The following is a 20,471-nucleotide window of genomic DNA, read 5'->3' on the forward strand; positions in this document are numbered from 1 at the left end:
CTAGAGGTCGGTACTGATTTACCCGAGGAGTTTCCGTATGACCGATACACAGAAGGTGATCTTTTCGATGTACCGGGTAGGCAAAGTGGTGCCGCCCAACCGTGAAATTCTCAAAGATATTAGCCTGTCGTTCTTCTATGGCGCCAAGATTGGCGTGATCGGCGCGAATGGATCGGGCAAGAGTTCACTGCTGCGGATCATGGCCGGTCTCGATCAGGATTACACTGGCGAGATTACGCGCTCACCCGGTTACACCATCGGGTTGCTCGAACAGGAGCCACATCTCGACGATGCCAAGACGGTGCGTGAAGTGGTCGAAGAGGGCATGGCCGAGATTGTTGCTCTGCTCCGTCGCTACGACGAGATTACCGAGCAGTTTAATCACCCCGATGCCGATTACGATGCGCTGATCGCCGAGCAGGCTGAATTGCAAGACAAGATCGATCACGTTGATGGCTGGAATCTTGATAGCCGGCTGGAGCTGGCAATGGATGCGTTGCGTTGCCCGCCGGGTGATACGCCGGTAGCAGTTCTATCAGGCGGTGAGCGCCGTCGGGTTGCGTTGTGCCGGTTACTCTTGCAACAGCCCGATATTCTGTTGCTCGATGAACCAACCAACCACCTCGATGCCGAGTCGGTCGCCTGGCTCGAACGCCATCTGCAAGAGTACAAAGGCACCGTGATCGCCGTCACCCACGACCGCCATTTCCTCAACAATGTCGCCGGCTGGATCCTCGAACTCGAACGCGGGCATGGCATTCCCTGGCGCGGGAACTATTCGAGCTGGCTTGAACAGAAACGGCAGAAGCTGGCCGAAACCGAAAAAGCCGAGTCGCAGCGTCAGAAGGCGCTTCAGCGTGAGCTGGAATGGATCAATATGGCGCCGAAGGGTCGCCATGCGAAATCGAAGGCCAGAATTGCCGCTTATGAACGTCTGCTGAATGAGAGTCAGGATCAGCGCGACCGTGAGCTTGAGATCTACATCCCACCCGGCCCTCGCCTCGGCGATCTGGTCATTCGGGCAACCAGCGTTACCAAAGCATACGGTGACAGGCTCCTCTACGAAAATCTCAGCTTTGAGGTGCCGCCGGGCGCAATCGTTGGCATTGTTGGCCCCAACGGAGCCGGCAAGACGACTCTCTTCCGCATGATCGTCGGCCAGGAACAGCCCGATGGTGGCACGCTGGAAATTGGCGCTTCGGTGAAGCTCGGCTACGTCGATCAGAGCCGCGACGTGCTCGATCCGCGGCAAACGGTCTGGGAAGCTATTACCGAAGGAAACGACCAGATCGTGCTTGGTGGACGACAGGTCAATTCACGCGCCTACTGTGCCCGCTTCAATTTCAGCGGTAGCGATCAGCAGAAACTGGTTGGCAGTCTCTCCGGTGGTGAGCGCAACCGGGTGCATCTGGCCCGTATCCTCAAATCGGGGGCGAATGTGCTATTGCTCGACGAGCCAACCAACGATCTCGATGTGCATACGCTGCGCGCGCTTGAAGAGGGTCTGGAGAATTTTGCCGGCTGCGCGTTGATCATTTCGCACGACCGCTGGTTCCTCGATCGTGTCGCCACGCACATCCTCGCCTTTGAAGGTAACAGCCAGGTGGTCTGGTTCCCCGGTACCTATTCAGAATACGCTGCCGATTATCGACAGCGCAAGGGTGCTGAGGCCGATCATCCGCATCGGATCGTTTACCGTAAATTAACGCGCCAGTGACCGGTGTGACCCTGAGCTGCCTGATGGCGCGATGATCCGCGTAGTCAGGCAGCTTGTTGCTTTGTATGGAGAGCCGCCCGGTGGTGATTCACCGCATAGCCACCGGGTAGTTTTCTTGTTATTGCCGGTAAATGCCTGTTTACTGTTCTTTTCTGCTAAACCTGTTACCATATTGACCAACAAATTTTTTTACTTCCAGTAAGTGAGTATGTATGCGCTTCATCATTACCCTCTTGCTTGGCGCGCTACGCTATCAAGTGCGGGTAAGTGTTCGGTGAGGATATAATACAACCCGCCGGAAGCAGCTCTTCCAATGGGGCTACTTTGTCGTTGCAGTCAATGCTGAATGAACGTCAGGAGCAGGCTGGTTGTGGTAATAGCAGCGAGTCGCTCTGTGGCAGGTGATGCATTGGGCATTGTCTTGACGCCACTCTTGCAGTTCGGCTACAATATTCAGCCTGCAACTATATACAATGCCGATCTGCAAAGGAGCATCTTATGACGGCCTATACCGATACAGCACGCTCGCCTGCCGACTACATGCCCGAACCGGTACCCGGCCCGCGCGCGCAGGCGCTGGTGGCCCGCGATCACGAAGTGATTGCGCCGCTTGGCCGCGTCTACCCCCTCGTGATCGATCATGCGCAGGGATGCGAAGTTTGGGACGTAGACGGAAACCGGTTTCTCGACATGAATGCAGGGATTGCCGTCCTTGCCGCCGGTCACTGTCATCCGCGTCTGGTCAAAGTTGCCCAGGAGCAGTTGCAGCGCTTCACCCATATGGCCGGCACTGACTTCTACAACGAGCCGATGGTGCGCGCCGCCGAGAAGATCGTCTCGCTGATGCCAGGTGGCCAGGGATGGCAGGTCTTTTTCACCAATAGCGGCACTGAGGCAATTGAGGCCAGTATCAAACTGGCGCGCTATGTCACCGGTCGCCAGAATATTATCGCCTTTTACGGCGCGTTTCATGGGCGCAGTTATGGTAGCCTTTCGCTGACCGCATCGAAACCGCGACAGCGTCGTGGCTTCTTTCCGTTGCTGTCGGGGGTGAGCCATACCTACTATCCCAATTGTTACCGCTGCCCAATCAATCTCCAGTTCCCGACATGCAATATTGCCTGTCTCGATCTGATCGAGCGCACTCTATTCAAGACAACCACTCCACCTGAAGAGGTAGCGGCAATTGTGATCGAGCCAATCCAGGGTGAAGGTGGCTATGTGGTGCCGCCGCCAGGTGCGCTGTCGCGCCTCCGCTCGATCTGTGATCGTTATGGCATATTACTGATCGTTGATGAAGTGCAGAGTGGCGTTGGCCGTACCGGCAAGATGTGGGCGTTCGAGCACGAAGGGGTTGTGCCCGACATTGTGGCATCGGCTAAGGGGTTGGGTGGCGGTCTGCCGCTCGGCGCGATGATTGCCCGCGCCGAACTGGCGCGCCAATGGCAGCCTGGTTCGCACGGTAACACCTACGGCGGTAATGGCCTGACCTGCGCAGTGGCCTACGAACTGCTCTGTATGGTCGAAGAGGAACTGATGGTCAATGCGGCTACGGTGGGTGAGTATCTCCTCGACCGACTGCGCGCATTGCAGGCCCGCTTTCCCCAGATCGGAGCCGTTCGTGGTCGAGGGTTGATGATCGGGGTTGAATTTGTTGACGAGCAGGGTCAACCGGCTGGCGCTCTCGCCGATGCGGTCATGGAAGAGAGTTTCCGTAAAGGGTTACTTGTGCTCACCTGTGGCGCTTCTACCATCCGGTTTTGTCCGCCGTTGACCTTGACGAAGGCGCAGGCTGATGAAGCGGTCGAGCGCTTTGCGCTGGCAATTGAAGCGTGTCTGTAATCAGGGCTTGCGTGAGCGGAATACTATGGATGTGACGAGTCGCAGCGTCAACCGATAATATCGGGATCGCTGCGACGTTGTTTTGGTGAAAGCTGCCCAACAGCACCGCCAGGTGTGGTAAGCTCATGATAATATATGAAGAGATCCATCGGCTGGTGGTTGGTGGAATGGGTTGATGGAATCAGCGCATGACTTCCCCTGAAGCGACAAAGGAACCGGTCCTTTTTGGCCGCTATCGAGTGCATGAAGCGCTTGGCGAGACACGTCTGGCCACCGTGTACAAAGCCACCGATTTGCGCTTACAACGCCCTGTCTTGATCCATTTATTGCGCAAGGAGTTATGGGGAAACCAGCGCAAACGCGAGCAATTTCTGCAAGAAGCGGCGCAGAGCGCGCGCCGTTCGCATCCGGTATTGCTCGAAGTGTTTGATAGCGGCGAGAGCAATAATCGTCCATTTCTCATTACCGAAGCGGTGGAAGGTCGGCCATTATTTGGTATGGGGGCGTTAAGCGTAGCGCAGGCGCTCACCGTCGCGCGTCAGGTTGCCGATGCAGTGGCGCTCTGTCAGCGTCATCGTTCGGCTGAATTGCCCCTCGGTCTCTTCCACCCCCCGATTAGCAGCGCCAATCTCTTACTGGTGGGCAATGATCAGGTGAAGCTGGTTGATGGCTGGTTCTTCGCTTCAGCAATGATTCCGGCAGATCTGGCTCACTATCGAGCGCCCGAACTCAGCGCGGGCCAGGCGCCTCAACTGGCCAGTGTTGTATATGCGCTGGGTATCTTGTTGTTCGAGCTGATCACCGGTCAACGCCCCATCCATGGCGATGATCCCCAATCGACCGCGCTGGCTCATCTAAGCAAACCGGTGCCTCCGCTGGCTCGCGCGCGTCCAGCCATCTATCTGCCTTCAGTTGATCGATTGATTGCTCAGGCGACGGCGCGCGATCCATCCCGGCGGTTTCCCGACGCCCAGGCGTTGGTCGTGGCCATCGACAGCCTTTGGCATGAGTTGACGGTGCAAACGCGCCGGTTGCCAGTTATCCCGGTTGCTCAACCTCGACCGGTTGTTCCTCCTGTAGCTCCTCCTCAATCTGCAACCGGCGCGCCGGCTTCGCGTGTCGCAGATCGCGCGAACGCGCCGGCGATAGCGCGGCGCGATCTGCGCAGTCGGGTGAGTCGCGCGCTGACCGGTTCTTTTGATGTAGACCAGTTTCGTCGGCAAAACTGGGGCCGCAGCTTGAAGGGCTGGCTGGTAATGATGCTGCTCTTGCTGGTCGTGGCCGGTGGTTCGTTCTGGGCCGTGACGTGGGCGATCGAACGATTAGGGATCGCGAGTGCTCTGCAATTGACTCCCTTGCCGGAGTGGTTGCCGCCGGCTGTAGGTTTGCCCGGCAATACCACGACAGAGCAATATGTGGTCAATATTGCTGAAGGGCTGAACCTGCGCGCTGAACCGGGCACCAATCCTGGTAATATTCTCATGGTCGTTCCTAATGGAACGATCGTGCGCAAGATGGAAGGACCGGTCATGGCCGATAATATCCCATGGTTGAAGGTCCAATTTGAGCAGAATGGCCAGCTTATCGAGGGCTGGATGTCGTTAAACTATTTACGTCCGCAACAGTAGGAGAGGGCCTGTGACACAGAAAGCGGAAATGCGCGAATTGCTCGGCGAGCGGGTTCGCATTCGCCCATGGCAACGAGCCGATACGCTGATGCAAGAGCGCTGGCCGCGTTATAGCGAACCGTTTAGCTCGCTCTGGAACATTCCGCGCCCGTATCAGCCCGGTCAGGATGACCATCAGTGGACGGGAACAAACGAAGCATGGGCTGTGGATCTGCGGTCGGGTCCGCTCATCGGTCGTATCTCGTTGCGTGAGATTGACCGCCGCTGGCAATCGGCCCGGCTGGGGATTTCCCTGGCTCAGCCCTACGTCGGGCAGGGACTGGGTGGCGAGTCGCTGCGTCTGTTTCTCGCTTACTACTTCGGTTCGCTCGGCTATCAGCGGATGGTTCTCGATGTGGCGGCTTTCAATCTGCGCGCGGTGCGTTGCTATCAGCGCCTCGGTTTTGTGGGTATTGGCAGCGAATGGCGACATATCGGTAATGAGCCTGTGTTAAAATTGCTAGACGAACAGCAATATCAACACCTGGCGCCCTATTTTCGCCGCAATCGATTTGACGCGCAGGTAGAATTTTACGAGATGGAATTGACACGCGACGCCTGGCTGGCTGCTGGCGGCGCACTGATTTAGGGAGAATATAATGTCGCTTATCGCCGGCAATCTTGCTATCGTCCAACGCCTGCTCGACGGCGATCAGATGGCATGGGCAGTTATTGGTGGCGCGGCTGCGCACCTGTATGGTGACCGACGTCCGATTAACGACGTGGATATTCTGGTCGAGCGTGGTGCGTTGCCCCGTGTGATCCATCTCTTGCAGCAATCGCATAAAGCGGTGCAGGCTGATAGTGGACGAGTGATCTGGCGTGGGATCAAGCTGTTTGAGGATTTGACCGCGCGTTTCGGCAGTGTGAGTTATCCGTTCTGGCTCGATGAGCCAATGCGACAACACCGCCGACGCATGCCGCTGCTTGGCACGCAGGTCTTCGTGGCTGCGCCAGAGGACATCGTGGCGCACAAGCTCTTATTGCAGCGTGGTCCCGAGCAGGGTAAGCACGATGTCACCGATGTCGCCGGTATCGTTCGCCGCCACCAGCTTGATGTACAATACCTCAGCGTGCGCCTGCGTAGTATGGGAGCGCTCGAACTCGACAAGGTACGCTCGCGACTGAATGATTTTGGGATCGTGTTACCAGCAACAGTGATCTAAACCGGTTACGGCAGCGTGTTCTGGCAATTGGCGCAGCGCCCGAACAGTTGCAGTAAATGTCCTTCAACGCTAAAGCCGGTTTCGGCGGCAATGCGAGCCAGCAGTTCTTCGAGATTGCAACCTTCAAAACTCATCACCTGCCCGCACTTCGTGCAAACCAGATGGTGGAGATGACCGGGATGACAGGGTACGTAGCCCTCTTCGCCGGTTGCGCCGTGAATGCGGGCCAGCCAGCCACTTTCATGCAATTGATCAATAGTACGGTAGACGGTCGCCCTTCCCGGCGCTTCGTTGTGCGCGCAAAGATCGGTGTAGAGCTGTTCGGCGCTGAATGGTGCGTGATACGAGACAATCGTTTCGATGACGCGCAAGCGAGGGCCGGTAATCCGCAATCCGCTTCGTTGCCACGCTGAGCGCACACCGTTAAGCCAGGCCTGGGTGTCGAGGGGTGGCTGGAGTGATGCAGCAGTATTGGTCGCCATATATGGTTTCCTCTAAGTGATCAATACGCGAGGGTCGAGGCAGCAATAAGCTGACCGACCCTCGCGCGTCGCGTCGTACCGATACTGTTTGTGTGGTCGTTAACGGGTGTGTGCCGGGGCAGCCGGCAGCAATGCCAGATGGCGGGCGCGCTTGATGGCAACAGCCAGGCGGCGCTGCATCTTGGCCGACACACCGGTGCGGCGACGAGGCAGGATTTTGCCCTGCGCGGTCAGATACTTTTGCAGACGCTTTACATCTTTATAATCCGGCACAATCCCAAGCTTGGTAAACTCACACTCGCGGCGGCGTGAACGAGGCCGCCCTACTCCTCGCGAACGGCTCATTGATACTCTCTCTCCTTGCCTCTTTGTCTGATCGGTCAATGTTTCAAAAACCGTTCAATAGTATACCACAAGTTGCTAATGCTTGAAACAGACCGTTTGTTCGGTGTTTCCCGAGAGTGTTCATACGGGAAGCTGTGGTCGGCGGGTGTGCCAATCGGTGAGACGCTGATAGGCATCGCCAACCCGCAACAACGTTGCTTCGTCGAACGGACGCCCGATCAGTTGCAGGCCAATCGGCAGACCTTCGCTGAAACCGCAGGGTACGACCAGTGCCGGCACGCCAGCCAGGTTGATCGGTAACGTGCAGACATCACTCAGGTACATCGCCAGGGGATCGTTCATCTTCTGGCCGATCGGGAAGGCAACAGTCGGCGAGGTTGGCGTAGCCAGCAGATCGACCTGCGCAAAAACCTGATCGAAGTCGCGTTTGATCAACGTGCGCACCTGTTGAGCGCGTCGGTAGTAGGCGTCGTAATAGCCCGCCGAGAGTGCGTAGGTGCCGAGCATAATTCGTCGGCGCACCTCTGGCCCAAACCCCTTCCCGCGCGTCTGCTCGATCTGTTCCCACATCGTCTCGCCCTCGGCGCGAAAGCCGTAGCGCACGCCGTCGAAACGGGCCAAATTTGCGCTGGCTTCAGCCGGAGCGATGATGTAATATGTAGGCAAAGCATATTTGGTGTGCGGTAGCGAGACATCGACTAAGGTGGCTCCCTGTTCACGCAACACCTCAATGGCTGCGCGGGTAGCGGCTTCGACACCGGGTTCCATACCCTCGACGAAGTACTCTCGCGGAATCCCGATTCGCAACCCGCGCAGATCGCCGGTCAGGGCGGCAGTGTAATCAGGGGTGGGAATGGGCGCACTGGTACCGTCACGTGGATCATGGCCGGCAATGACATTCATGATCAACGCCAGATCGGCGACTGTCCAGGCCATTGGCCCGATCTGGTCAAGCGATGAACCATACGCGATCAGGCCGTATCGGCTCACGCGCCCGTAGGTCGGTTTGAGACCGCTGATGCCGCAGAGCGCCGCCGGCTGCCGGATCGAACCGCCAGTGTCGGTGCCGAGAGTGGCCGGGGTTTGCCCGGCTGCCACCGCAGCGGCGCTACCGCCACTGCTACCACCCGGCACCCGACTGGTGTCCCAGGGGTTGGTGGTGATCTGGTAGGCGCTATTCTCAGTACTCGAACCCATGGCAAATTCGTCACAGTTGAGCTTGCCGATCACGACTGCGCCGCTGGCCAGTAATCGTTCAATGACGGTCGCATTGTAGGGCGGGCGAAACCCGGCCAGAATCCGCGATCCGGCAGTTGTGGGCACTCCCTCGGTGCAGATGACATCTTTGATACCGATGGGAATACCGTCGAGCGGGCCGAGTGATTGTCCACGTTGTCGTCGTTCGTCGGCAGTCCGCGCTGCTGCTAATGAAGTCTCGGGCGTGAGATGCAGGAAGGCACGAATCAGTGGGTCAGTTGCGTTGATTCGGGCCAGACAGGCTTCAGTTAATTCAACCGCCGTCATATCGCCCGCGGCAAGCGCAGCTCGGGCAGCGCTGACGGTGAGAGTGTGTAATTCGGTCATATCGCCTCCAGCGGAGTTGTGGCGCATGGTTTCTGTATTGTACCAGACTTCAACGCGATGTATTGCTGTTGGCAGTCGCTTGCTCGCTCTATTGCTTTGCGTGGTTTTGTTGATAGCAGGGCTACCATCACGTCTCGAGGCAGCCGTCGATACGCCACCTGAACCGACCAGTTTGATATGTACCGACGCCCTGCTTGATTCCTCTATTAGTCGTCCGTCGGCTACCTCGCCCTGGCAAACCATTCTGCCACAAGTTGTCTTTACCAGTGCCAGCGCGCAAGTCTTCTCGCCGCCGCAGGCCATCCTGCTCCGTGAGGATGACGATGGAGTGAGCGATGGCAGTGTTGATGTTGACGCCTTCGGGCAGGCCTTTACCGCGCCGGCAAATACCGAACAGGTGATCGGGTCACTGCAATATCGCATCGCGCCTGGCGCCTTAGGGCCAGGCGATACGGTTACCGTATCGCTCAATTTGCCCGACAATCCGACGCCATCGGGAAGGATTTTTGCTGTTGATCTGCCCCTTAGTGGGCGAGCTGATGGCAATTGGCGCAGTTTTACCTGGGCGGCAACCGATGTCGGGCCGCTGGTTGAGGCCGGCTCCGCGCTGTTCATGATCACGCTGCGCGGAGTGAATGATAGCGCTGCGCTCAGTATTTCGTTCGATGAGATCGAAGCGCAGGTTTGCCGTCGCGCTACAGCGACCCTTGGCGGACGGGTGACGCAGCAGAATCGCGCGGCGCCTGATCTCAGTAACGCGCAAGTCTTGTTGCTCCGTTATGATAGCAGTGGCAAACAGGTAGTGGCAACAGCTCAGGTCGCGTTGACCGATGATGGTTTTCGCTATCGATTTGATGTGCCACCGTTGTCTGCTGGCGCATTGTATCAGGTCTGGTTTGCCAATCAACCGCTTACTGCCGGTCGTGATGATCAGCGGTTGGGAGTGCTGGCCGGGCCGGTGATAACCTCGCTTGCCGCTGGTCAGGAAGTAACCGATCTCGATCTTGAAGTAAGCACGGTAAAATTGCTCGATCCGCCACCGGGTGTGCAGCGGGTCTTGAATGATGAGAATCCGGTGCGATTCTGGATTGAGCCGCGCGGTATCGACGATGAAGAGTATCAGATCTGTCTCTACGATCCGGGATTGATCGATTCGGTAACCGGTATGCCGCCGCAAGTGTGCAGTCCACCACTACTATCCACGGCGCCATTCTTCGATCTCACGCCGGCCAATTTTACTGCAATGCCGCTCCGCTACAACTATCCATACCGCTGGTACGCGGTCGCGCGCGATAATCGTGGCACGGCGGCATATCCGGCATTTGGCTACAGCTTTGCCGAACACACCATCACCTTTACCGTTGCGCCATCTTCCCCGCCTGCGCAATTCTCAAGCGATGAAGGGCTGCTGCCTGGCGCCGCCTCTGCGAACTGGACAGTGCTCATCTACGTTGCGGCTGACAATGCGCTGGGCGATCAGATGCGCCTGAGCGCTGTGGCGCAACCTGTTGTCGAATTAGAGCGCCTGCGCGCGCTGGCGCCATCCTATCCAAACATCTCTCTCGTGACCTGGTTTGATGGCTATGGCGATACCGGCGGCCAGATTTGTGCGTTGCGCGGCAGTGCGGTGGATTGCCGCCGCCAGCTCGAGCCGAATAGTGCCGATCCGGCCACGCTGCGCGCGTTTGTTGAATACGGTTTGACAGCATTTCCGGCCAACCGCGTCATGTTAGTATTGGTGGGGCCGGCGCATCCGGCGCTGGGCTTTGGGAGTGATGAAACAACTGCCAGCGCGCCAGCTATGAGTATTGCTGCGCTGGGCACGGCTTTGACCGAGGCAACGACTGCTGTGGGCAAACGGATCGATCTGGTTTTGATGCAAGCGCCTTTGACCGCCAATCTCACGATGGCTACGGCGCTGGCTCCCGCTGCCAGCTACCTAGTTGCGCCACCCGGTCAACTCTGGCGCGTTGCCTGGCTCAATCGCGTTCTCAATCGGTTGACAACGACCGGTAGTAATGATCCACGCGCAGTTGCCATCGATTTACCAGCGCTATACGGATCTGCCGTTCGCGCTGATGGTGTGTTGCGCGAATATGCGATGGCTGCGTTTGATCTTGCTCGAGTCAATGCAGTGCGTTCCGCGCGCGATACACTGGCTGCCGAGCTGTCTGAGGTCTGGAACGAGCGTCGCGCAACAATGGAATTGTTGTTCGTTGAAGTGCGCGCGAACAGTGTGATCTACGATACTTCAGGGAATGGTTTAGGCGATGAGATGCGAGATCTGGCTGGCGACCGATATGACGCGCCAGAAGATGCATTCATCGATCTGGGAGATTTTACTGCGCTCCTGGCGGCGGCGCCTGCGCTACAGGCAAGCGAGCTAGCCGCTGCGCGCGCAGCAACTGAAGCTCTGGCTGCGGCTATGGGTGGTTCGTCACCCTTCGTGATCGCCGCTCGTCGGCAAGCGGAAGGAGGGATTGGCATACCTTCGTTGCCGCCCGGCGCCGGTCTGGCCGAATTCTTCCCCCATCGATCGTTGCTGGGTGCGCAGCCGCTACTGGTAGAGCGCCTGCTTTACCGGGGCCAAACCGATAGCTGGAGCGCGTTTCTGCGGCGCTATCTGGCCGCTGATCGTCTGTTTGGGATTGGCGGCGTTACTGCGGCGCCATCTGGTGGCACAGGTTTACCGTTGATTGTCGGCAGGCCGATTGCCTATGAGCGGTATTTGCCGATTGTCAGTCGGCAGGTGAATGACGAATGAAGGGGCAGTTGCGCGTCGGTTGCGCGGGTAATGAGCAACTGCTCCTTCATACCGCGTTACCCACTCACTTCTACGCCGGCAGCGAATTGTTGCCGGTACAGCTCGTAATACGGGCCTCGCTGCGCCAGCAGTTCTTGGTGTGTGCCGCGTTCGACAATCTGTCCGTTTTGTACCATCAACACCAGATCGGCGTTGCGTATCGTGCTCAGCCGGTGAGCGATGACGAAGCTGGTGCGACCGGTAAGCATCTGATCGAAGGCGCGTTGAATGACGCGCTCGGTGCGGGTATCGACACTGCTGGTCGCCTCATCGAGTATCAGGATGCGCGGGTTAGCTAACGCTGCGCGGGCAATTGCAATCAATTGCCGTTGTCCCTGGCTCAGACCGGTGCCGCGTTCACCGAGGATGGTCTGGTAGCCATCGGGTAACCGCTCAATAAATTCGTTTGCCCCGACAAGCCTGGCTGCCGCAATCACCTCTTCGTCGCTGGCATCGAGGCGCCCATAGCGAATATTGTTCATCACTGTATCGGCAAACAAAAAGGTGTCTTGCAACACAATGCCGATTTGGGAGCGCAGGCTGGCCGCCGTTACCTCGCGCACATCAAAACCGTCAATCGTAACGCTCCCTGCGCTTACGTCGTAAAAGCGTGGGATAAGGTTGACCAGGGTCGTTTTGCCGGCGCCGGTTGGCCCGACAATGGCAATCGTCTGTCCGGGTTCAGCCACGAAGCTGATGTCACGCAGCACCGGCTGGCCCGGCTTATATTCGGCCCAGACCCGATCAAAAGCGACCCGGCCTTTAATCGGCGGCAATGGTCGGGCATCAGGAGCGTCAACCAGATCGGGTCGGACATCAAGCAGGCCAAAGATTCGTTCGCCCCCGGCAATCGCATTTTGCACGTTCGTCCAGAGCGAGGCGATCTGTTGAATAGGCTGGTTAAACCGTTGCACATATTGGATGAAGGCAAATATTGTGCCGAGCGAGATCATGGCGGTGCCGAAGAGTGGGGCATTGCGCAACATACTCAGCGCGCCAACCACGACAACAATCGCAATAGCGACAAACCCCAATGCTTCCAGAACCGGATTGAGCGCACTGGTGAAACTGGCAGCGCGAATGTTGGCGTCGCGATTGGCGGCGTTTGCCCGCTCGAATTGAGCGATACTCTCAGTTTCACGGTTGAAGGCCTGCACCTCGCGCGCGCCGGCGATACTCTCTTGCAAACCGGCATTGACGTTACCCATCTGCTGGCGACTGGCGCGGAAAGCGCGGCGGGCCTGAGTTGAGAAGTAAACGGTCGCCAGCGCCATAAACGGAACCACACTCAGGCTGATCAGTGCATAGATCCAGTTGCTTTGCAGCATTGCATTGATCGTCAACCCGATTTGCAAGATGCCGTTTACGACGCTCAACAGGGCAAAGCTGAGCGCCTGCTGGATTGTGTCAGTATCGCTGGTAATGCGGCTCATCACATTTCCGGCTTCATTGCGGGCAAAATAGCCGAGCGAAAGGCGATGGATGTGGGAAAAGACATCTTCCCGAATCTGGCGCAGGGCATGTTGACCGACCCAGTTCATGCTAAAGAACGCCAGTCCTTGCAGGAAGGCGCCACCGATAAACACAACCAGCAGCAAGCCGGTCAGCGTGGCCAGTCCACTCATGCGATCAGCGCCGGTTGCAGCGGGATCGACAACCGTAAACCAGCAAGCGTCAGCTCGTGGGAAGAGGTAGCAATCCACTGCCTGCCCGATCAGCTCAGGCGCAGTGACTTGCAGTTGCGCGCTGGCCGTAATCAAGATGAGTGTCAGCGCCACAGCAAACCAGTAAGGGCGAAAATAGGGCCAGAAGCGCGCAATAGTTGCCCACACATGCTTTGGCTTTTGCACTTCAGTATTGAGCATACGGCCAGGGCCGCCTAATCCTCCCATCATAGCGCGGGTGCTCCTTCGTTAGACTGACCATTGGATGACGGTAGTGGCGCATCTTCAAACAACTGTGAAGCGTAGATTTCAGCGTAGATCGGGCTGTTTTCCAGCAGCTCATGGTGCGTGCCACTGGCAACCAGCCGACCTTTATCGAGCACGAGGATCAGATCGGCGTTGCGCACAGTGCTGATCCGTTGGGCAATGACAAAGCTCGTGCGTCCGCGCATCAGTCGGTCGAGCGCGCGCTGGATCAAGGCTTCGGTCGCGACATCAACATTGCTGGTGCTATCGTCAAGAATCAACAGGCGCGGATTCAGCAAGAGCGCGCGAGCGATGGCAATGCGCTGCTTTTGGCCGCCAGAGAGGGTCATGCCGCGCTCGCCGACGCGAGTGTTGTAACCGTCGGGAAAACTGACGATGAAATCATGCGCCGCTGCCGCTTTCGCTGCGGCAATCACCTCCTCATCACTGGCATCGGGACGACCGAAAGCAATGTTTTCACGGATGGTGCCGCTAAACAGATTGGTCTCTTGCAGCACAATCCCGATCTGGCTGCGCAGACTATCAATCGTAACATCGCGCACATCATAGCCATCGATCAAGACTGCCCCTTCGCTCACGTCGTAGAATCGTGGAATCAGGTTGATAATCGATGTTTTACCGCTGCCGGTCGCGCCGAGCAGGGCGACAGTTTGGCCTGGTTCGACCACGAAACTGACATCTTGCAAGACCGGGGCGCTGCTGTTGAAGTAGCGAAACGTGACATTACGAAACTCAACCCGGCCCTGCACCGGTGGCAAGACAATCGCATTTGGGCGTTCCACAATCTCGCTTTGGGCGTCGAGCACCTCAAAAATACGCGCTGCTGAAGCGCCGGCCTGAGCCAGCAACGCAATGATGAAACCAAGCTGGCCAAGTGGGAAGAAGACATAAACCAGATAAAGGCTAAACTTCTGGTACTCACCTAAAGCGAGGGTACCGTTGAGAATCTGCTGACCGCCGAAGTAGAGGATTGCGGCTTGACCGAGCTGGGCAATTAGAAAAATAAGCGGGAAGAGAAAGGCAAAGATTCGATTGACCTTGATCTGCTGCGCCATTAATGCCGTTGCTGCCTGATCGAACCGTTGCTCTTCGTAAGGCTCGCGGGTAAATGCTTTGACCACCTTGATACCGGCGATATTCTCTTGCAAAATCGTGTTAAGACGGGCCAGCCGGGCCTGCACTTCGGCGAACAGAGGCTGGCTGATTCGGCCAAAGACAAAAAAGATGGCCAGCGCAATCGGCAGGAGTGGCACAATAACCAGTGTTAATTGCCAGTTGGTGAAGGCAAGCACGATGAGCGCACCGGTTAACAACAGCAGCGACTGAGCAGCCAGCACCAAACCCTGAGCGACAAACGTGCGCACTCGCTCGACATCATCGGTTGCGCGCACCATTAACTGACCAGTCTGGTTGCGGTCGTAAAAGCTGAAAGACATGCGTTGAATTTTGCTGAAAATCGCATTGCGCAAATCAAACGCCAGTCCATGCGACGTGCGTTCGGCCATAAACGATTGCAAGAACGAGAAGACCCCACGCATGACGGCAAAGACCAGGATCAGCAAGGCAGCATTGATCACAATACTTTCGGCATTGGCCGCGTCGCGCTGTAACTGATCAACCGTGAGACCGGCCTGAGCGGCAGCGGCAGCTTGAAATGCCGCCGGTACCTCGGTGAGGATGCGAGTTGCGATCACGCTGCGGGTCACTGCATCGATCATATTCTGCACGAGTTGTGGCACAGCCAGTTGGGTCAGGGTAGCAATCACCAGCGCGCCGTAGGCGATGGTTACAGTGCGGCGTTGTTTGCTGAGGTAGCGAATGGCGCGTATCAACGCGCCAGGAGTCGGTCGATTGACCGGTGATGAGGCGACACGATTGGCTTGCATGGCAACGTTCCAGTTATCAAGATGCCAGAGTTACGCTTCCAGGGGCGCGGTTTTCCCGGTTTGTCAGGCGCGAATAGCTCGCTCCAAAAGATCGAGAAACATCTGTTGCTCAGCGTGCGGCAAGCCGGCCAGCAACCGTCCGATACGGTTAACCCGCTCGGTCTCCAGATCGCGATGCAGTTGCCTGCCAGCTTCAGTTAACGAGAGCAACATAATCCGACTGTCAGCCGGATGTGGACGACGGGCAACCAGGCCATTCTGTACTAATCGACGAGTGAGCGCAGTCAATGATGGTGGCGTGATTCCGAGTGCATCGGCCAGCTCACGCATCGATTGCTCGTGATCGGGCGCCAGCAGACTGAGCAGGCGCAGGTGCGACATCGACAAACCCCACTCATTGAGTTTCTGCATGAGCGGGCTGCGCGGCTGGTTGGCTCGCATCCAGTCGATCAAGCGCAAGAGGCGGTGAGCATTGACCAGAGTGACCGCATCCATAACACATCGTTGCTTTCGTTGCGAGCGTACCGGGTTTGTCTCAAAACATTAGTTAGACAAACTAAGAGTATCGTACCGCGATATTATTTGATTTGTCAAATGAGAATTGAGCAAGAGGCGGGATGGTTGCATCCTGAGAGAGCACGGCGTGACACACGCAGGTATGTTAGAGCGAGATGGTCAGTCCAGGCGAGTGTGATGGCGCGATACCTTGCCATCAACACTAATAGAGCCGCGTGGTATTGCGGCTCTACCGATGCGATCGTTGGTTGTCAACCCTTGCAATAGCGGTCAAACCATTCGAGCGTTCGCCGCATATGGTCAGCGCGGTGGCGAGGTTCGCCGCTGCGCGTCAGTTCATGCCCTTCGCGAGGGTAGCGCACCAGCTCAACCACTTTTTTCTGGCGACGGAGGATGGCGAAGAGCTGTTCGGCTTCGCTAATCGGTACTCGATAATCAAGCTCGCTATGCAAGAGCAGTAATGGCGTTTTGATCTTATGGGCGTGGGCCAGCGGTGAATGGTCCCACAATTCCTCGTACAATTCCCATGGAAATCCGCCGAACTCAATCTCAATCAATTCGTGGGCATCACTGGTACTATGCTGGGTGAGCAGGTTATAGACGCCGCGGGCAGCAACGGCGCAGGCAAAACGATCGTCGTGCCCGATCAACCATGCCGTCATATAACCGCCATACGAGCCACCGGTGACAGCGATGCAATTGGGATCGATGTAGCCGCGAGCCACGAGCGTATCAATCCCGGCCAGAATATCGGGGGCATCGGCTTCGCCCCAATTGCCGCGGATAGCGTCGCGCCAGAGTTCGCCGTAACCCTCGCTCCCGCGCGGATTACAAAAGAAGACTACATAGCCACGAGCTGCCGCTACCTGCCATTCGTGCCACATTGAGCGGAACCCCGGCCCCCACATGATATGTGGCCCGCCGTGAATGTAGACTGCAAGGGGGTAGCGATTTGTCGGGTCGAAATCAGGCGGATGCAACGTCCAGCCTTGCACTTCACTGCCATCAGGGGCAAGGTAAACCAGCTCTTCAATCGGCACAATGATCCGCTGCTTGAGCAACCGCTCATTAATTGCCGTCAGTTGACGCTCTTGACCATCAGCGCTGCGGTAGAAGAGATCGCACGGATTGGTGGCGCTGCCGGCAACAAAAGCAACGCTACCGTCACGGCCAACATCAAATTCGCTCACAATACGCGGTCCCCCGACCAGAATGGCGCCATTGCGGTAGGTTGGCGTGCCTGGCAACCCAATCTGGTAGATATGGGCATCTCCACGCCAGCCGGCGCTAAAGAACACCCCTTGCCCATCAGGTTGCCAGTGGAATTGTTCAACATTCAGATCGGTATGCGCAGTGAGATCGTGAGGCTCGCCGCCGATCGCCGGGATAATTGCAATCCGACGGCCTTCGCCGAGTAGGCGGGTTTCGTTAAGTCGTAAAAAGGCAATTTGACTACCGTCGGGCGAAGGTTGTGGGTCGAAGTATGAAAAACCGGGATTGGTCAGAGCCTGAGGCAGCGATCCATCGAGTGGAATGCGCATGACATCATAATAGGCAAAGAGCGAGTCGGCTTCGGGATCACGGGTAGCGGTGCTCAGCAAAGCATCGCCGGCAGGCATCCAGACCGGTGCGCTGTAGTGCAGATCGCCCGATGTGAGGCGACGCGGCTTTGCCGGTGTCTCATCGTCTGTAATCTCGACCACATACACGTGGCGTCGCCGATCATCGAAGTAGCTGGTGCCGCTACGGTACGGCAATCTGGTCACGACGCGAGGATCAAAGCGCATCTCTTCTTCGTGCTGGCGTTGCTCACGGGCGCGGCGCGCTTCCCAGGCATCGGCTGGCGGTGGCGGCAGTTCGCCAGCGTCTTCACGCGCCTGTTCTGCCAGGTTTACCGGTGACAGAAATGCTATCTGCCGCCCATCCGGACTCCAGGCCGGATCGCTGGCGCCATTCGCCATCGTGGTAAGCTGGCGCGCTTCGCCACCATCAACCGGAATGAGATAAATCTGCCCGCGCTCATCATCGCGACTCGACACAAAAGCCAGCCATTTGCCATCAGGACTCCAACGTGGTTGACGGTCATTCTTGCCGCGAGTAAACCGTCGCACCGAACCGCCATCGACCGGTACGAGGGCAATCTGGCGGCGATAGCCGTTGCTCAGGCGATCCACGGTCACCCACACGACTGCTACTGTTCGTCCATCAGGGCTAAGGCGGGGATCTTCCAGCCAGCCCAATTCATAAAGATCATCAATCGTGAAGCGATCGGGGGTTGAGTTTGTCATGGGCAGTCCTACGATTATAAAACCGATGTTGATTAGTTGCTATTGTAACATACTTCCCGGTCGATGTTGCTTGAGGTTTTTGCAAGATAAAGTAAGAGTGTACCGATAAACCTTGACACTTTAGGTATATTCCATTATAATCCAACATTAGCAAGGATAATTTTCACTATTTCTTGTGTAATCATTGGATCAGAACTTCTGACAAAGAAAGGATTGTCTCTGGTGAGCCCGTCTGAATCAAAACTGCCACTTTCTGTGCTTCTCTTCCACGCGGCGATGCAACAGCATATGTCATTAGCCGATTTCACAGACACGTTAGGGCTTAGTGTCGCCACGCTTCGCTCGTATCTGTTTGATGCCGGATCGTGCTCGCGTATGCGCTCCAAAACTGTTGAGCAAATAGCAAAAGTATTAAATCTCTCGGAAGAGGAAGTGCGCGAACGAGCTGAATTATTGCCTTATGCAACTGAGCCGTTCGGTGAGTGGCTGAAGAACCAGATGCAGGGTCGCTTCACGCGCGCCAGTTTGTGTGCGGCAACCAAGATCAGCGATAGCGCGATGAAGAATTATCTGAATGGCCAAACCACACCCGATCCTGAAAATGCGATGAAACTGGCCGAGGCACTGAACGCCGATACGCTCGCCGTCGCTCACATGATCGTTGCCTCTGAGTTGCAGCAACGTGGCACTACGTTGCCACAAGTGCCGCAGCGCGAAGCGCCTGTCGCTGCCAAATTGGCGCCTGCTCCAGCCGCTGCCCCGGCGCTTGAGACGACTGTCGAAGCGACGCCGGCGCCGATGCCTGCGCTGAATGCAGCTCACGATGAAGCGGTGATTACGGCCTATACTGAACAGCGGTTGCTCAATCTGTGGCGACGGCTGCATCCGCAGGGGCGGCGCGCGACGTTGACCTACATCGCTTCGCTGCTCGCCGAGGAGTTGTAGACAGTCGCGCAATAGTCTGTGTGGTGGTGGGCGGGTGACTAACCCGCCCTTACTGTCTCGTTGCGAGCTGTTGGATTTGAAACTTGAAAGGTATGTCGCCACTTCGCATCGGCTTCGATGCTCGTTACGCCACCGATCACTTTCCTGGAATTGGTCGCTATATCACCTCGCTCTTGCCGGCGCTGAGCGATCTTTGCCGCTCGCATCGTCTGTTCGTCCTGGTCAATGCCGGCCAATCGCTCCCGTCTCTCGCCAATGATGCAGTCGAATATGTTCCGGTGCGCAGTGGTCCCTTCGCCCTTGGTCAACAGTTTGAAGTTCCATTATTGGCTCGACGCTGGCGTCTTGATCTGCTCCATTCGCCTTATATTGTTAAACCGTACCTTTTGCCTTGTCACTCGGTGGTAACTATTTATGATGTCTTGCCATTGCGGTATCCGCAAACGCTCAGTCCACGCGGACGGCGATTCTATCGATGGTCTTTACGCCTTGCAGTTCAGAGTGCGCAGCGCCTGATCACCATTTCTACCGTCTCGCGTGATGATCTTGCCTTCCATCTGCGTATTCCCCGTGAACACATTGCCGTGACACCGCTGGCCGCAGCGCCGACATTTGCCCCTCAGCCGATTGACGAGATTACCGATGTGCGATTGCGGTACGGTTTGCCGCGACGTTACGTATTGTACGTTGGTTCAAATAAGCCGCACAAAAATATCGATCGCCTGATTCGGGCCTGGGAACGAGTCATTCCCGCTTTACCAGCGCGCTATGCTGATACGATGCTGGTTATCGCCGGTAAGTTTGATCCGCAGTATCCGCTGCCGGCAGCGATTGCAGCCGAGCGAGGGTTGAGCGCGCGGGTAAAGGTGTTATCCAATGTGGCCGACGCTGATTTACCGGCGCTCTACAGTGGCGCATTGCTGTTCGTCTTCCCCTCTTCGTATGAAGGGTTTGGCCTGCCGCCACTCGAGGCCATGGCTTGTGGCACACCGGTGGTTTGCGCCTATGCCGGTAGTCTGCCGGAAGTAGTGGATGAAGCGGCATTGACGGTTGATCCGCACAGTATGCATGAGATCGCCGAAGGTATCTTGCGCGTGTTGCGTTCGCCCGATCTGTACGAGCTGTTGTCCCGCCGAGGTCTGCGTCAGGCTGCGCGCTTTTCGTGGCAGGCTACTGCGCAGGCGACTCTGGCTGTATACGAACAGATCAGGTAGCGCGTTGGCGCGCATCCGTAAGCGCGGCGCAAGTCTGGAATGGGGGCAGATGAACTTCGCTGGCGGATTTCAGCCTCTATCTCGC

General features: G+C 57.0%; 15 protein-coding genes. 8 read left to right on the forward strand and 7 right to left on the reverse strand.

Translation table 11 applies throughout. From position 1 onward, the window contains the following. Window positions 1-37 precede the first annotated feature (37 nt). The 5 genes from ettA to Q0650_RS12405 all read left to right on the forward strand — a co-directional run bounded on the left by ettA (window position 38) and on the right by Q0650_RS12405 (window position 6,392). Window positions 38-1,717 (forward strand): energy-dependent translational throttle protein EttA, encoded by a 1,680-nt coding sequence (ettA, locus tag Q0650_RS12385; protein WP_298819405.1) that lies wholly within the window; start codon window positions 38-40, stop codon window positions 1,715-1,717. Window positions 1,718-2,215: 498 nt separating this feature from the next. Next, a complete protein-coding gene (locus tag Q0650_RS12390; protein ID WP_298819407.1) occupies window positions 2,216-3,559 on the forward strand; it encodes an acetyl ornithine aminotransferase family protein in 1,344 nt (447 codons plus the stop codon). 188 nt (window positions 3,560-3,747) lie between these two features. Beyond that, entirely contained in the window at window positions 3,748-5,187 is a 1,440-nt protein-coding gene (locus tag Q0650_RS12395) for a serine/threonine protein kinase (protein ID WP_298819409.1), read from the forward strand. A 10-nt stretch (window positions 5,188-5,197) separates the two neighbouring features. Then, the gene (locus Q0650_RS12400; protein WP_298819411.1) at window positions 5,198-5,815 is read left to right on the forward strand and encodes a GNAT family N-acetyltransferase; all 618 of its coding nucleotides are present in this window, start codon (window positions 5,198-5,200) and stop codon (window positions 5,813-5,815) included. Between the two features lie 10 nt (window positions 5,816-5,825). Continuing rightward, window positions 5,826-6,392: a hypothetical protein gene (locus Q0650_RS12405; RefSeq protein ID WP_298819413.1), complete on the forward strand. Its 567-nt coding sequence runs from the start codon at window positions 5,826-5,828 to the stop codon at window positions 6,390-6,392. 5 nt (window positions 6,393-6,397) lie between these two features. Here the strand turns inward: Q0650_RS12405 and Q0650_RS12410 are convergent, their stop codons facing one another. The 3 genes from Q0650_RS12410 to gatA form a co-directional block, all read right to left on the reverse strand. Further along, window positions 6,398-6,874: a Fur family transcriptional regulator gene (locus tag Q0650_RS12410; protein ID WP_298819415.1), complete on the reverse strand. Its 477-nt coding sequence runs from the start codon at window positions 6,872-6,874 to the stop codon at window positions 6,398-6,400. A gap of 99 nt (window positions 6,875-6,973) precedes the next feature. Further along, on the reverse strand, window positions 6,974-7,219 hold the full coding sequence (gene rpsR / locus Q0650_RS12415) for a 30S ribosomal protein S18 (protein WP_298819417.1): 246 nt from the start codon (window positions 7,217-7,219) through the stop codon (window positions 6,974-6,976). Between the two features lie 120 nt (window positions 7,220-7,339). Further along, a complete protein-coding gene (gene gatA, locus Q0650_RS12420; RefSeq protein ID WP_298819419.1) occupies window positions 7,340-8,803 on the reverse strand; it encodes an Asp-tRNA(Asn)/Glu-tRNA(Gln) amidotransferase subunit GatA in 1,464 nt (487 codons plus the stop codon). Between the two features lie 25 nt (window positions 8,804-8,828). On the opposite strand from gatA, the gene Q0650_RS12425 reads away from it, so the two are divergent. Then, window positions 8,829-11,567: a clostripain-related cysteine peptidase gene (locus tag Q0650_RS12425; protein ID WP_298819420.1), complete on the forward strand. Its 2,739-nt coding sequence runs from the start codon at window positions 8,829-8,831 to the stop codon at window positions 11,565-11,567. A 56-nt stretch (window positions 11,568-11,623) separates the two neighbouring features. Here Q0650_RS12425 and Q0650_RS12430 read toward each other — a convergent pair whose 3' ends face one another. From Q0650_RS12430 to Q0650_RS12445, 4 genes are all read right to left on the reverse strand, one after another. Next, window positions 11,624-13,501, reverse strand: coding sequence for an ABC transporter ATP-binding protein (locus Q0650_RS12430; RefSeq protein WP_298819422.1), 1,878 nt, complete (start codon window positions 13,499-13,501; stop codon window positions 11,624-11,626). Further along, complete coding sequence (locus Q0650_RS12435; RefSeq protein ID WP_298819424.1) at window positions 13,498-15,423, reverse strand: ABC transporter ATP-binding protein; 1,926 nt, start codon at window positions 15,421-15,423, stop codon at window positions 13,498-13,500. The genes Q0650_RS12430 and Q0650_RS12435 overlap by 4 nt, the downstream gene beginning before the upstream one ends. Window positions 15,424-15,486: 63 nt before the next feature. Beyond that, complete coding sequence (locus Q0650_RS12440; protein WP_298819426.1) at window positions 15,487-15,918, reverse strand: MarR family winged helix-turn-helix transcriptional regulator; 432 nt, start codon at window positions 15,916-15,918, stop codon at window positions 15,487-15,489. 272 nt (window positions 15,919-16,190) lie between these two features. After that, complete coding sequence (locus Q0650_RS12445) at window positions 16,191-18,227, reverse strand: S9 family peptidase (protein ID WP_298819428.1); 2,037 nt, start codon at window positions 18,225-18,227, stop codon at window positions 16,191-16,193. A 375-nt stretch (window positions 18,228-18,602) separates the two neighbouring features. On the opposite strand from Q0650_RS12445, the gene Q0650_RS12450 reads away from it, so the two are divergent. After that, the gene (locus Q0650_RS12450) at window positions 18,603-19,172 is read left to right on the forward strand and encodes a helix-turn-helix transcriptional regulator (protein ID WP_298819430.1); all 570 of its coding nucleotides are present in this window, start codon (window positions 18,603-18,605) and stop codon (window positions 19,170-19,172) included. 92 nt (window positions 19,173-19,264) lie between these two features. Next, window positions 19,265-20,386, forward strand: a complete 1,122-nt coding sequence (locus tag Q0650_RS12455; protein WP_298819432.1) for a glycosyltransferase family 1 protein — start codon at window positions 19,265-19,267, stop codon at window positions 20,384-20,386. The last annotated feature ends 85 nt before the right edge of the window (window positions 20,387-20,471 follow it).

The sequence above is a fragment of the uncultured Chloroflexus sp. genome (assembly GCF_937129525.1).
In the GTDB taxonomy this organism is placed as follows: domain Bacteria; phylum Chloroflexota; class Chloroflexia; order Chloroflexales; family Chloroflexaceae; genus Chloroflexus.